We start from the raw sequence: 14505 nt of genomic DNA, 5'->3' as shown, positions 1-14505 counted from the left end.
GCACGATAATAGGGGTATTGGTCCTATAAATAAAGAGGCAAGCCTTGTTCACTGACACCAATCCGTATTTTAGTGTGCCTCACCACTTTACCGCCTACCTAAGCCAATGGCCGAGTTCCCAGCCATTACCCTCAGAAATGGCACTGAGATCAATGCAATCATTAGGCATTCAACTGCTCAGCGAAGTCAAAACACTCGAAGCTAACTGCTTGCTACAGCTGCGCCATTTAGATAACGAGGCAAAAGTTGTCGTGGATTTTTTAAAGCTGCAATCCCGCAAAGTAGATTTAGTGCTGCAACATGTATTAGAAAAAGAAACCCAAGAGGGCGAAAAATGCTTTGGTAACCAATTTGGTGGCAGTGGCCTGAGATTACTCACCCCAACAGCCTTAGACATTGGCTCCCACTATAAAATTACTCTGTTTATTCACGACGAATTAGTTGCCATTCTCTGTTTTGGCAAAGTCATCGCCACTCAAGCACAAAAAATAGCACAAGCCGAAGGCGATATGAGTCGTAATGACAGTACAGAGCAACATACTCTACCTGAACATTTACAATGGCAAACTGACTTTGAATTCAGTCAAATTCTTGAATCTGACGTGGAGCAATTAGTCAAAGCCAGCCTCAATGTGCAACAGAAACAACTCAAGTTACGCAAACTCGCCAGAGACGAGCGTCAATAGCCGCTGACTTTTCTCTGGCACCTACGCCATCAAGTCTCTACAATGTCTGCAACTCTTTGTGAATGAATCAGTTTATCGCACGCCAATGACTCACATATCAGCCCTAACGCCGCCAGCCGTCAAAAATGGCACACAAATTCAGACTCTGTCCACCGTGGGCGGCGTTTGCCAAGCCGTTACACTCGCCAATTTAGCGCGTCAACATAAGGGAACGACCTTAGTCGTCACCAGTGACACGCCAAGCGCCTTAAGCTTAGAGTTAGAGCTGAGTTATTTGCTCAGTAAAACAGGCATTAAGGTCAGATTATTCCCTGACCGCGAAACCTTGCCCTACGACAGTTTTTCGCCCCATCAGGATTTAATTTCCCAGCGACTCGAAACGCTATCGCAGCTGTCTCAGATTGAGCAAAATATCGTTATCGTGCCCGTCACCACCTTGATGATACGCCTGCCACCTAAGGCCTATTTAAGCGCCAACGTGTTTGTGCTCAAAAAGGGGGATAGCTACAAGTTACACGATGTACGCCAGCATTTAACCGACACTGGCTACCATTCGGTGGAGCAAGTGTATGAACATGGCGAGTTTGCCATTCGCGGTTCGATTCTGGATATCTTCCCAACGGGGATGAATATGCCACTGCGCATCGAGCTATTCGATGAAGAAGTGGAAACCATTCGCCATTTTGATCCAGAAACCCAACGCTCATTGCAACCTGTCGACTCAATTCGCCTATTGCCCGCGAAGGAATTCCCAACCGACAGTTCGGCCATCGAAGGTTTTAGGCAAAGATACCGCCGCCGTTTCGAGGTCATAGTCAAAGAGCCGGAATCGGTTTATCAGCTAGTGAGCCGTAACTTGATGCCGGCGGGGATCGAAAACTACCTGCCGCTATTTTTTGATGACACCGCCACCCTATTCGATTACTTGCCCAAGGACACTCAACTCGTCACCTTAGGTGATATCGAAAAGTCGGCGCGCGCCCATCTGCAAGAAGTCGAACATCGCTATCAAGACAGACGCGTCGATCCGCTGCGGCCATTACTGGCGCCTAAAGAGCTGTATTTACTCATAGAAGAGTTATTTGCCGCCTTTAAACCGCTGCCACGTTATCAAATGCAAGTGCCAGCAGATGGCATTGAAACAACGAAAGCGGTTGTTATTGCCGCCAGCACCCTGCCCGACATCAGCGCCAATCATAAATTAAAGCAACCGCTGCTAGCGCTGCAAGATTATGCCAGCAGCGCCAAACGCATGTTGTTTAGCGCCGAGTCCGAGGGTCGCCGCGAAGCGCTGCTTGAATTACTCGCTAAAATTCAGTTAAAACCTGCACTGTTTAACCATTTTGATGAATTTATTCAAAGTGATGCCAAGTTAGGCCTTATCGTGTCGCCGCTGTCACGCGGTTGTTTGCTGCAGATCAGCGCCAAAGAAAGTATCAGTATCATTTGTGAGACTGAACTCTTCGGCCATCGTATTTCCCAGCAACGCCGCCGTGAAAAACAGCGTCAGATCAGTAATGATGCCCTGATTAAAAACTTGGCCGAACTCAAAGTTGGCCAGCCCATAGTGCATTTAGAGCACGGCGTTGCACTTTATCGGGGCTTAGTCACCTTAGATACGGGTGGACTGGTCGCAGAATACTTGCAATTAGAATACGCTGGCGGTGACAAACTGTATGTGCCAGTGTCTTCATTGCATCTCATCAGCCGTTACAGTGTTGGCGCCGATGAAGACGCCCACTTAAATAAACTCGGCAACGAGACGTGGGCTAAAGCCAAGAAAAAGGCGATTGAAAAAATCCGCGACGTCGCGGCCGAGCTGCTCGATGTCTATGCCCGTCGCCAAGCACGTCCTGGCGAAAGCTGCGCAATTGACGAAGAAGAATACGCTCAATTCGCCCGCGGCTTCCCCTTCGAAGAAACCGTTGATCAAGAAAGCGCCATCATTGCCGTGTTAGCCGATATGCAATCGCCGACCGCAATGGACAGATTAGTCTGTGGCGATGTGGGCTTTGGTAAAACCGAAGTCGCCATGCGCGCCGCCTTTGTGGCCGTCAACGCTGGTAAACAAGTGGTCGTGCTAGTTCCGACCACATTGCTTGCCCAGCAACACTATGAAAACTTTAAAGACAGATTTGCCGACTGGCCCGTGGTCACTGAAGTGATGTCACGCTTTCGTACCGCCAAAGAGCAGACTCAAGTGCTGCAGCAATTGGAAGAAGGCAAAGTCGATATCGTTATAGGTACCCACAAGCTACTGCAATCTGAGGCCAAGTTTGAAAACTTAGGCCTGTTGATTATCGACGAAGAACATAGATTCGGTGTGCGTCAGAAAGAGAAAATCAAAGCGCTGCGCGCCAACGTGGATATCTTAACCCTGACCGCAACGCCTATTCCGCGCACCTTAAACATGGCCATGTCGGGCATGCGCGATTTATCAATTATAGCCACCCCGCCCGCCAAACGTTTAGCAGTGAAAACCTTTGTGCGGGAATCGGATCCCGCGACTGTGCGCGAGGCTATTCTGCGGGAAATTCTCCGTGGCGGCCAAGTGTATTACCTGCACAATAATGTTGAAAGTATTGAGAAATGTGCCCAAGGCATTATCGATTTATTGCCTGAAGCGCGAGTCGTCGTTGCCCACGGTCAAATGCGTGAGCGCGATCTAGAACGGGTAATGTCAGACTTTTACCATCAAAGATTCAACGTGTTAGTCTGTACCACTATTATCGAAACCGGTATCGACGTTCCGAGTGCCAACACCATTATTATTGAGCGCGCCGATACCTTTGGTCTGGCACAGTTACACCAATTACGCGGCCGCGTCGGACGCTCGCACCATCAGGCCTATGCCTATTTGATGACGCCGCATCCCAAACGTATGACCCCAGATGCGCGCAAACGTTTAGAAGCCATTGATGCTCTTGAAAATCTCGGTGCGGGCTTTATGCTGGCGACCCAAGATTTAGAGATCCGCGGCGCAGGTGAACTCTTGGGCGATGAACAGAGTGGCCATATTTCGAAAATTGGTTTTAGCTTGTACATGGAAATGCTCGAAGCGGCAGTCAAAGCCTTAAAACAAGGCAAAGAACCGTCACTGGCGCAAATGCTCAATCAGCAATGCGAAATTGAACTGCGTATCCCCGCCCTACTGCCTGAAGCCTATGTGAGCGACGTAAATATTCGTCTGTCGCTCTATAAACGCATCGCAGGGTGCGAAACACAGGCGGCGCTGGATGAGTTAAAAGTCGAATTAATCGACCGTTTTGGCTTATTACCTGAACCGACGCGTAACTTAATGGAAATGACCCTCTATAAACATGAGGCGACTCACTTAGGTGCGACTAAAATAGAAGTGCACAGTAAAGGTGGCAGCATCGAATTTAGTGATGATCATGTCATAGATCCTGTGTTTATTATTGGATTACTCCAAAGCCAGCCACAAATCTATCGAATGGAAGGACCGAATAAGTTAAAGTTCAGCCTTGCAGCCGAAACCAGTAAAGACAGGCTCGCTTTAGTGAAACTCTTGCTAGAACAATTATCGCAACATCGTCTTGGAGATAAATAGTGTTACGTAAACTCGCGGTCTCTATCGCTACACTCATTGCACTATCACACAGTCAGGTCGTCCAAGCAGAAGCTTGGTTCGAGGTTGAAGTCTATGTGTTTGAACGCCAAAGCCAGTCAAGTGAACAATGGCCTGATGCGCCGAACAAGACGAAAACCGATAATGCAATAGACTTAATCTCCCCCGCTATCGCGCAAGCAATCACGCCGATACCCAGCGCATCTGCGCCTTGCACACTGGTATTTGATGCCGATGCAAATAGCCACTGCGCTGAAACCTTAAATGGTACCTCGACGTCAGAACCTATGCCTGCCGCGCCTGCGAGTGTGGAATATCGTTACCCGCCGGTGATCCCATCAGAAATCAGCAGCGCACAGATCAGTTATCCTACAGCCAATGGCAACCCAGTATTGTTAACCCGCAGCCAAAGTCAGTTCGCGAGCATTATCAATAGTATTTCCCGCGAACGTGGTACGCGCAGTTTACTGCACATGGCTTGGCAACAACCTATGCGTGGGAAGAGTGGCTCAGTACCCATACGCTTATTTGCGGGTAAAGATTTCTCAGGTACTTATCACTTCGATGGCAGAAAAATCATTAAGCAAGCTCAAGCTGAGCCTATGACTAATGCCGATGGCACGCCAATGCTTGCACCTGCTGTATCACCGGTATGGGAATTAGATGGCACACTGAATATCTATTTAAGCCACTATTTGTATATTGAAACCGCATTGCACTTGCGCAAAGAAGGCAGAAAATTAATGCCAGCCGTACCCAGTGATGCGGCTGATACCAGCGCAACACTCACGGCACCCAAAGTCATGACACCATTTTTAATGTCTGTGCCTTTGGAGCAAAACCGCCGTGTGAAGAGTGAAGAAATCCATTATTTAGATCATCCCGAAATGGGCATGGTGATCCAAATTCGCAAGATGGCGCAACCCAGTGCAATGCAAAATAATCAGAATGCCGAATCAATACAGACTGTTGGCCAATACTGAACAAACACACAACCCGCACAATTCTTAAGTTAACATGGTACGTTTAAATTAAGACTGAACGATGGAGAAATCGAGGTAGATATCATCAGCCTCGTCTTCTCCTACCGTTACGGTTAATCCCTCAGTGCAAGGCACACCTACTTCGCACCAAGCAATTAAAGCATTAACAGCAATGTCACTGCCTTGGGCGAGTACTTCAACACTGCCATCGCGGCAATTGGTTACATATCCTGTCACACCAAGGGCTCTGGCCTTAGTCAAGGTCGCATGACGGCAACCAACACCTTGCACTTTTCCCGTCAAATTAATTAATACTCGCTTCATCTCACGCTCCTTTTTCACGGAACCTTGTTATAGAAATAAGCATAGCCGCAATTATCCAAAGGCTAAGTGTTAACCTATGGATTTGTAGAGCAATAAACAAACAATATTTAAATTTAGGCAAAAAAAACAGCTAACAAGACTGCTGCTAGCTGTGTCGGGCGACATACGCAAAGGGATATCCAATAAATGGACAAATAAAACAGCAACTCTGTATCATTTTGTTACAAAATAGCAAGGGTCGCTACTTTACACAATAAATAATTATTTTCAAGAGTTTGAAAAGTAAAACTATCCATCCCGAATGAATATAATGCTTTTAGCTGAAAATCAGCTCGTACACCCATCTGCATTGTTCATGTCTAAAAACATCCCCTGTGATAGCCGAAGAAGTATAAAGGCGTATTGACGTTTAACGTTAAGATTGTGTTTGTTCTGGCAAGTTAGTAAACGCGAAACGAGGGTTTGAGAAGTGAGCCCTCTAATGACAAGCGGCGCGTATGCCTGACGATAAAGCAAGGCAAGCAAACTAGATGCAAAAAGCAAAAAACCGACCTAATTAGCCGGTTTTTGCTTGATTGTGTGGTTAGGTGATGAAGTGCTACTCGCTTATCATCAGACCATTTTGATAGCGATACTCGGATGAGGGTTCACCATTAAAGTAGTACACCGACCTGCCGTGCAGTTGATTATCAAGATACTCATCACTTTGCAGCAGGCTGCCATCTTCGTTAAAACTATAGCCTTTGCCTTGCAATTGACCTTGATCATCATACTGGGCCTGCCCTAATAAATGGCCATTGGCGGAAAAGGCTTGCCAATGACCCACTTCGTGTCCAGCTTTATAGTTGCCATGCCAGAGCTTAACCATGCTGTAGCTGCTTTCATCTTGCAGCAGCCATTGGCCTTCGCGCTGACCGTTAACATATTGACCTTGAGCTTGCAGTTGTTTATCAAAGCCACGCAGTAAATACGCGCCATGTAACTTAGCGTTTTTATAAAACTCTCGGCGCATTATCGTGCCATCGGCTGCGATTTCTGTTTGTTCACCACTCAGCTCACCTTGTTGGTTAAACTGCTCATTGCGCGTCGTATCCGCGTTTTTTGTGACCCACTTGCCGGACTTTAACCCTAAGTGATATTGGCCGATGACAAAACCGCCGTCCTCGGCCTTGTCTTCTCGATATGCACCGTGCATTTGACCTTTGCGGTAGTTTATCCGCCTGATATAACCGTTCCAGCCAGCACCGATATACAAGCCATCGTATCGCCCCTTGAGTTGTTCATCACGTTCAATCAGCTCACCTGCTGCATCAAAACGCTGACGTAAGCTCCAGTCTTTTGCAGTATCTTGCTGATATTGATAAGTTAACTTTCCCGCAGAATCGAAGCGCTGTTCAGTGCTAGTCTGACCTTTAGCAAGGTATTGCGTGTCGGTTTGGGTCGCAACGTTACCGGCATTATCATAGGTAATATGTTGAATTTCACGACCATCCTTATCATACTTTTGCAGCTCTGCTAACCGCCCTTGTTCATCAAAACGCTGCTGGTTTCCCACCTGCTTATCATGCTCGTAGTGTTTAATCTCTTGCAGCACATCGGCAGATCGGTAAATCAACACTTCGCCGTGTATTTTCCCCTTAAGATAAAACTCTTTAGTGTATAACCAGCCTTCTTTTGTCCAATACAGTCGCTCGCCTTCTCTTTTTCCCGCCACCATATTAACGGTTTGCTCCGGCTGACCATTGTTATGAAAGCTTTCATATAGCCCTTCCATACCGTTAGCGCCGTAGGTTACGCGTGTTTGCAACTGGCCATTGTTAAAATAACTTTGCGATAATCCTAATTCAGCACCATTCACACGATGCTGAAGCTCCCTTAATTGACCATTGGTATGGTAACTTTTCTGATCTCCATGCAACTGACCATTCTGGTAGTGGTACTCTCCCGAGAGCGCTCCGTCTTCCCAATAATGCAGATGCGTGCCTTGATAACGCCCTTGTGCATCGCTACTGCCCTTGCGAGACAGTTGACCATCGGGATAGAAAAACTCGAAATCACCAACGATAAAACTCTCGGCTAAATTGGGACTGTTGACGCTACCCTTAAAAACGGGTTTATCCGTCTCCAGATAAAAGAGTTGTAGCGGCCACACGCCATCTTTCTCTGTTGGTGCTTGCTCCTGATAATAAATGGCTTCACCAGGCACATCGCTAAGCCGCCATAGTTCGTCGAGTAAAATTCGCTCAGCCGACAGATTAAACGACATAAGTAGCGCAGATAATAGTAATAAGACTCTCATATTCTGCTCCTTAAGGTAACGCAGGGAATGTATTAACCCACTTTTTATTGACCGGTTCGCCGCTTATCGTCAGCTGCTCTATCTGTGCTGCGCGCCCCGCCAGTACAAACCAGCGTTCCTCACGTAATACTTGCTGCAACGGGCGCTGATAAAAATCACTGCTGTCACCTTGAATAGCAGGAGCTAGCTGTAAATTTTGCGCATTTAAAAAACGATAGCGCCGCATAAAGTCGGCCACGGTTTGACGGATATCAACATTCGGCAACTGAGTGATATCAATCAACCAGCTTTGCTCGGGTTGATACGCTAGCGCTTGCCATTTGGGCGTACCGGTACAGGCCAAAGTGCTGCTGACATTGATGTCGTAAAAATTGCGGCGGATCCCATCGGCGCTAGTCAGTTGATACAGCACAAACTTATCCAGCCCTCCACCAAAACCCGTGTTGTTAGTGCTTGTGTTTGTGTTTGTGTTTGTCCATTGCAGTGTGTGTTCGTTGACCTTAGGTGCATCGACAACACTGAGCGTGCACACAGCTGCCTGCTCGGAAGTTAACAGCAAACTGACGCCGTATTTGGCCACGACTTGCGGCTCAAGTAAGGCGGGGTCTTCAGGTGCAGTAACTTGCGGCTGATTAACATAGGACGCATACATATCATCACTATAAAGCAGTTGTTGCTGCACCGGCGGATAGGCGACATTTTGCGCGTAATCTTGAGTCGGAATAAAACGAATGTTCTTAGTCAGTTCACCACTGTCAACCACAGTATTCACATAGAGTGTCAGCGTCGGCGGCGCTGCGGGAAAGGTAAACTGTGTGATCGATTCATATTGTGCCGATGAGGCCAACGCCACCATATTTTGCTCTGCCGGGGTTAACCAATCCGGCCCAGTGGGCGGCGGTGAAAGATATTTCACCATAGCGCCTTCGGCACCGTCAAAGCGCCGGTATAACCAAGATTTGTCAGTGCTGCCTCGCGATTTCAGCAAATAACTGAATGGTTTATCTGGGATTGGCGAGAGTTCCAGCTGTATATCTTCATACTGCAAGGCCACAGTTTTGCTGGGATCGGGGGTCAGGTTAAGTTTGACTAATTTCGCGCCGCGATAATGGGCAGTCGCGCGAAACTCAGCAACCTGAGCTAATAGGTCATTCGGTGCATTCCAACCGATAAGCAAATTCTGCTGCTCAGACTGATGGAAACCATCCTGTTCTGGATAACTGTAACTGCCTACCTTGCTCAATTGCAGCGGCAGTACTGTGCCATCCGCACTGTGTGCTGTGATATCGGTTAAGTTAAACCCGCCTTCGGGTTTAAAACCTGAAAAGTCATACTGATAAGTCAGCTTTAATAAATCATCTTGCTGGTAAAAGTAGCCCGCATCATAGGCAAATACAGCATCTTGGGTTAAGGTCTTATTGACGTTATCCAACACAACGTCAGGTTGTTTTTGATACTCAAATACTGGGAAATCATAAAAACCTAAATACTGCGTCAGATCGCCCAACTGGCGCTCCTGCGGCAACATAATAACGTTGCTGCGCACTTTGCCCTTATAGCCGTAGCGCTCAAACGGCGCTTCCGCCACTAAGGCTAACTGCGCTAACCAACCCCGCTCACGTTCTAACATCAACTGACCGTATATTTTGGCTTGCTCGCCGCCACTTTCAACTTTGGCTAACACATGAGTATCAGTGACTTGCAATACAGTAAGCTTGGCATTGGCGTGGCCTTGATAGGCAGGAAGTGCGACGACCGCCCCCGCTTTGGCGGGTATGGTGCTAAGAAAGGCCGATGAGCTAAAGAGCTTTTTCAGTTCCTGCTCAAGCTCTGCGCCGCGTTCAGCCAACAGCGCCTGCCATACAGGTTTGTTCAGTGCACTGAATTCTTTAACCCTGCCATCGTCTAGATTTAACGTAAATTCAAACCCCTGCGAGAAAATAGCGTGCATTTCTGGATTACGATCGGCCCGCTGGCCACTACTGACGCCGCTCCCTTGGCCATCGCGCATGTTCATATAATCGACGTGCACTTGAAACCGACTGTTTTTGCCTGTTTCGAGGACCTTATAACGCAGCAATTGATGTGACGTGGCGTTAACCGTTTCGGTACGACTACCATTGTCTACCGTGATGTTAGTGGTGCTATACAGCTGATACGAGCGCTCTTCCCCTTTTTCAGGTGTAAACTCAACATCAGCATCCCCAAAAGAACAGGCCGATAATAAACAGCATGCAACTACGCTAACCAAGTACTTCATGGTTATTCCTTGTATCTCAAACAAATAGTAAGCGCCGCATTATGCCCTTTCATACCCAGTAAATAAAATGCTTTGGCTATTTTGCCTGTCCAGCGCAACACCTTAATGCACGACTAAAATATCCTTTTAGATAGTCACAGGTACAGCAATGCCAATCTTAGGCAAGTTTTTAATGACGAATTCCGGCATCAATAACTGATGCAAAAAGCTAGCTGTGCGGCATTAATTGTCATTGTTTCCCAGTGACTCGCCGATTTTTTATTTAATAAGAAGTATCCCTATAGGCTCGACGGCGACACCCATCATGTCAACTATCACTGTAGCTGCAATGCCAATCCTAACTATCACTTTCGCAGTTCGTTTAGCTAAAAAGCTATTGCCCCATTCCGTGTTTCGGCTCGTTAGCTCAACCGAAAATTCCCACTCCTGCTGCCATACAAATTCTTATCTATTTGCCTATGCTTGGCCTTACCAGAAATTGTAGTGGTCAAGTAAAATTGGCCACGGTTTTAGAGTCATTCCAATATAAACGTTCTGACTCATTTGGCGTTAACCCACCATTATATTGATGGGGTCTGGTCTCACTGTAATATCCAGTGATGTAATTTGTGATCTCTTTATCTGCTTCTGTAAAATTCCCATAACCACTGGCAGGTATCCACTCAGATTTCAAACTTCTAAAGAAACGCTCCATTGGTGCGTTATCCCAACAATTCCCGCGGCGACTCATACTTTGCTCAATCTGAAGACGCCATATTAATTGTCTGAATTTCAAGCTTGTGTAATGCGAACCTTGATCGCTGTGATATATCACATTCTCAGGCTTACCCCTTAACTCAAATGCCATTTTCAAAGCTTTACAGGTCAGCGCACTATCTGGTGATAATGACAAAGCCCATCCAACAGGTTTGCGGGAAAATAAGTCTAAAACAACGGCTAGATAGGCCCAGCGATTACCGACCCAAACATACGTCACGTCGCCACACCACACTTGATCTGGTTGAGTTACTGCAAACTGTCGATTAAGCGTATTGGGGATTGCAACATGCTCTTGTGTCGCTTTCCTATAAGAATGCTTAGGCTGCTGACAGCTTAATAACCCAAGTTTTTTCATTAGATTACGGGCTCGATAACGACTGAGACCAATCCCTTTGTTAGTCACTAATTGCGCTATCGTTCGCGCACCGGCAGAGCCATGACTAATACGATGTGCGGCCTTCACTTCACTGCATAAAATAGTAAAGTCTGTATCAATATGTTCTTTTCTTTTTAGCCAATACTTATAGCTACTTCGATGCACTTTGAATGCATTACAAATTGTGAGAATAGAGTGGCTCTGCTTGAGTGCGCTGATTAGCGTAAATTGTTCATCGAGTCTGACATCAAGAGAGCGGTAGCCTTTTTTAGGATAAGATTGTGCTCCTCAAGACGAGCTATTTGCTTCTTCAGCTCACGGATTTCAATTTGTTCAGGGGTAATCGGAGATGCTTTTGGTGTGCCACCCTGGCGTTCTAGTTTTAACTGTCTCACCCATTTATCCATAGTGGACTTACCTACGTTCATCGCCTTTGCAGCTTCGATGATGCTATGGTTTTTATCGAGGACTAATTGGGCTGCTTCAAGTTTGAATTCAGCACTAAATGTTTTTCTGGTTGTCGATCTCATGTTTTCACCTAAAGTCATCTACGAGGTAATAATATCACCTCTATTTAGGTGGCCAAAATTAGTGTGCCACTACAATATCTTGAATTTGGAAACATCATAGAATTAGGAGATTACGTACGTGAAAGAATCTAAAAGCACTGCGGGGGCTGGCTGTCTAGGAGCTGTTCACCGTGGTTCTAGACAGTTGCTATGATATTACCAAGTCATCAGCATTGTAATGGTCAATAATCTGTGGGTATTGACCTGCACACCAAGAACCTTGCCCAATATGTGTCCCGCATCAATATGCGCCTACAAAGTTGAGGGATGGATATACAAACAAAATTATGCCGAGGATGTTTAATAACCTCTTCGGCATTTATTATTTAAGAGATAGTGGTTTAAAATCAAGAAGGGAACTATCAAACTCCACAGACAACAATTTATCTTTGAAAGCTTCGGATATTATTATATTAAATGCACCACCCCACTCATACAAACGAAAGGCGTCTAAGTTTTCAGGTATTTTGTCCTTATAGACAACTGGTTCAATAAAAAATCGCCCACGCTTTGATTCCCAAACTTCTGGAATGTAGCCCAGAGGCCAGCGTTCAATTTTAGAATATTCCCAATCAACGCAGTCAATATAATTAAATACATGCATCAACACATACTTTAAATTGTTATGCCTATTTATAAATGGTATTAACTGGACACCACTAACATTAATATCGTCCTCAAAAAAGACATCCTCATTAAACGCCAACAACCTGGTTCCAACCGAGACAACCGGAGGTGATTTACCTTCGTTTAAGGCATTGAAATATAAAACACCTTTGAATCCAGATTAAATCGCAGATAGTTTCACATCACTTAATTCATTTCCTTCGCCATCTATAAAAAATGAACTAGGATTCATATAATTCATCCATTTTTTACTTTCCGAATTTATACCTAATTTATAGTAATTCATTACTTGTTAACCTTCGTCAATATGTCAGTGCCAGCAGTAGTATCATTAAACTAGGATCCTATCTCTAAGCGCGGCGCCGCCTTCATTAAAGAAGGGAGATATTTATTAGACTCCTTTGTACAGCCGAATGTGTTTCCCAGCGCTGTTATCAATGTCGCTTTATCCATAACTGGCAACACGATCCCTGAATCACTCGAGTTTATAAAAAATAAGGTGATAACACTAGATTCTGAAGAGAACAATTTTTCAGTGTTATTAGAAATGTCCCCCGCATTTTTCTGGCATTTCTTATGGATATTTCTGGCCATTTCATGGCCAGTTAGCATCGTCTTACTTACGGGCTCTATCCTATTTGTACTCGATTCAAGAGTTACTCGCCATTCCCTCACCGATGACATTGTAGTGGAATAGAGAAAGAAGAGTTTTTCTTAGTTTATCAGCCAGTGATGTGCCGAGAAAGGTAAAGCTAAGGGAGTCGAGGCATTAGTACGTTGGCAGCACCCGCAAATGGGCTAGTGCGACCTGATTTGTTGATTCCCATTGCCGAAGAGGACAAATTAATTGTTCCATTAACTAACTATATTTTTGAGCAGGCATTAAAAGATTTTGCCGATATGAAGGTTGACTCGGGCTTTAGGATTGCGTTTAACGTGGCGCCAGCGTATTGAAAGCTTATGCCAGTTGCGGATTTTAGTGGCTATCGATGACTTTGGTACTGGGCAAACAACCTTATCTTTGTTACAAACCATGCCATTGTATTACTTGAAAATCGATAAGACGTTACTCCAAGAATAGCTAATCCGAATTTGGCTAAAAAGAGCCAATTATCTAACAAGGTTTTGTCCAAAAGTGTGTTGCGTATGTCTTTTAAATCTACAGGTTACGTGAATGCACAAAAGGTGCGCCATGGTGATTGGCGAAACGACCGTCCGCCCAATGGACGGGGCGGTCGAGCATCCAAGGATGGACTGGCTGCGCGTCGGTGAGTAAATACCATGGTGAGCCTATATGCAGGGATATCAGCCAACACTAAAATTCTACTTAATCTATCCCCAATAGTCATACTCACAATGTGCGTGGTTTGAAGTATTAAAAGCCAAAACCATAAGGCGAAATAGCCGATGAGATAAATCCACTCCCCTCTTAAATATAAAAAGAGGAGTGATACTTTTATTCAATCGATATCAATCAAGCCAACTTAAAGGCTTTTATTTTGGGCAGATGGGCAGCGAGTTGGGGGAATTTGTGGGGCTGAACGTCATCCCAATCAATCGAATAATAGGCGCTTAATTCACTGGCGAGTTGCTGATTATCGAACATCTCATCATTCACCGAAAATATACACATGGCCTTGTGGGTATTCTTTTCACGAAATTGCGACACGCACTTATTAGCAATATCGGCATATTCTTCTGGGCGGTCAATCTTGCCCTGCATATTATTTTCTGGGTGCAAATTAGGGTTAATCAGCACAGATTTAAGACCATTTAAAAATCCAATCCGCTCGGCCCAATAAGCTCCGAGTCCTACGCCAACCATTAACGGCGCGGGATCGTCGCTATGCTGCATTTGCTTGGCGACTTCCTTAAGCAAGTGTTGCATGTCGTGCTTAGGGTGCAAGGTGCTGTAACTGATCAAACGCACATCAGGGTCAATAAATTGCAACTGACGCATTTTTTCGTGATTACCTGGGCTAGTAGCATCAAATCCATGAAGATAGAAAATCATATCAAGGCCTTTTAATCAT

The 14505-nt window shown here is 45.6% G+C and carries 9 protein-coding genes and 1 pseudogene; 4 read left to right on the top strand and 6 right to left on the bottom strand.

The genetic code is table 11. The annotated features are described in order from the left end of the window. The first annotated feature begins 44 nt into the window (after positions 1-44). From HQQ92_RS08645 to HQQ92_RS08635, 3 genes are all read left to right on the top strand, one after another. Positions 45-686 (top strand): hypothetical protein, encoded by a 642-nt coding sequence (locus HQQ92_RS08645; RefSeq protein WP_173244636.1) that lies wholly within the window; start codon positions 45-47, stop codon positions 684-686. 85 nt (positions 687-771) lie between these two features. Next, a complete protein-coding gene (mfd, locus tag HQQ92_RS08640) occupies positions 772-4257 on the top strand; it encodes a transcription-repair coupling factor (protein ID WP_173248625.1) in 3486 nt (1161 codons plus the stop codon). Continuing rightward, positions 4257-5258, top strand: a complete 1002-nt coding sequence (locus HQQ92_RS08635) for a peptidoglycan binding protein CsiV (RefSeq protein ID WP_173244633.1) — start codon at positions 4257-4259, stop codon at positions 5256-5258. The genes mfd and HQQ92_RS08635 overlap by 1 nt, the downstream gene beginning before the upstream one ends. A gap of 48 nt (positions 5259-5306) precedes the next feature. Here the strand turns inward: HQQ92_RS08635 and HQQ92_RS08630 are convergent, their stop codons facing one another. The 5 genes from HQQ92_RS08630 to HQQ92_RS23700 all read right to left on the bottom strand — a co-directional run bounded on the left by HQQ92_RS08630 (position 5307) and on the right by HQQ92_RS23700 (position 12551). Further along, a complete protein-coding gene (locus tag HQQ92_RS08630; RefSeq protein ID WP_028759808.1) occupies positions 5307-5582 on the bottom strand; it encodes an acylphosphatase in 276 nt (91 codons plus the stop codon). 598 nt (positions 5583-6180) lie between these two features. Further along, positions 6181-7881: a toxin-antitoxin system YwqK family antitoxin gene (locus HQQ92_RS08625; RefSeq protein WP_173244630.1), complete on the bottom strand. Its 1701-nt coding sequence runs from the start codon at positions 7879-7881 to the stop codon at positions 6181-6183. A 10-nt stretch (positions 7882-7891) separates the two neighbouring features. Next, positions 7892-10141 (bottom strand): hypothetical protein, encoded by a 2250-nt coding sequence (locus HQQ92_RS08620; RefSeq protein WP_173244627.1) that lies wholly within the window; start codon positions 10139-10141, stop codon positions 7892-7894. 487 nt (positions 10142-10628) lie between these two features. Further along, positions 10629-11806 (bottom strand): IS3-like element ISSba5 family transposase gene (locus HQQ92_RS08615; protein WP_173244624.1). Its coding sequence is split into 2 segments (ribosomal slippage): positions 10629-11548 and positions 11548-11806, totalling 1179 coding nucleotides; the frame shifts between segments, so codons are not numbered across the junction. A 361-nt stretch (positions 11807-12167) separates the two neighbouring features. Further along, positions 12168-12551 (bottom strand): hypothetical protein, encoded by a 384-nt coding sequence (locus HQQ92_RS23700; protein WP_254306311.1) that lies wholly within the window; start codon positions 12549-12551, stop codon positions 12168-12170. Between the two features lie 234 nt (positions 12552-12785). Here HQQ92_RS23700 and HQQ92_RS23990 point away from each other — a divergent pair. After that, positions 12786-13544: pseudogene (locus HQQ92_RS23990) on the top strand (EAL domain-containing protein); the annotation flags it as partial. Positions 13545-13946: 402 nt separating this feature from the next. On the opposite strand, the gene ycfP reads toward HQQ92_RS23990, so the two are convergent. Next, positions 13947-14486 (bottom strand): alpha/beta hydrolase YcfP, encoded by a 540-nt coding sequence (ycfP, locus tag HQQ92_RS08600; RefSeq protein WP_028759796.1) that lies wholly within the window; start codon positions 14484-14486, stop codon positions 13947-13949. Positions 14487-14505: the final 19 nt, after the last annotated feature.

Source organism: Shewanella sp. DC2-4 (assembly GCF_013248875.1).
Taxonomy (GTDB): domain Bacteria; phylum Pseudomonadota; class Gammaproteobacteria; order Enterobacterales; family Shewanellaceae; genus Shewanella; species Shewanella oncorhynchi.
The sequence above is the reverse complement of the archived record's forward strand: the minus strand, read 5'-3'. Positions and strand labels throughout refer to the sequence as shown.

Excerpts from the sequence above, each read along its gene's own strand:
- HQQ92_RS08625 (WP_173244630.1), bottom strand. The coding sequence starts at position 7,881 with ATGAGAGTCTTATTACTATTATCTGCGCTACTTATGTCGTTTAATCTG.
- HQQ92_RS08630 (WP_028759808.1), bottom strand. The coding sequence starts at position 5,582 with ATGAAGCGAGTATTAATTAATTTGACGGGAAAAGTGCAAGGTGTTGGT.
- HQQ92_RS08620 (WP_173244627.1), bottom strand. The coding sequence starts at position 10,141 with ATGAAGTACTTGGTTAGCGTAGTTGCATGCTGTTTATTATCGGCCTGT.
- ycfP (WP_028759796.1), bottom strand. The coding sequence starts at position 14,486 with ATGATTTTCTATCTTCATGGATTTGATGCTACTAGCCCAGGTAATCAC.
- mfd (WP_173248625.1), top strand. The coding sequence starts at position 772 with ATGACTCACATATCAGCCCTAACGCCGCCAGCCGTCAAAAATGGCACA.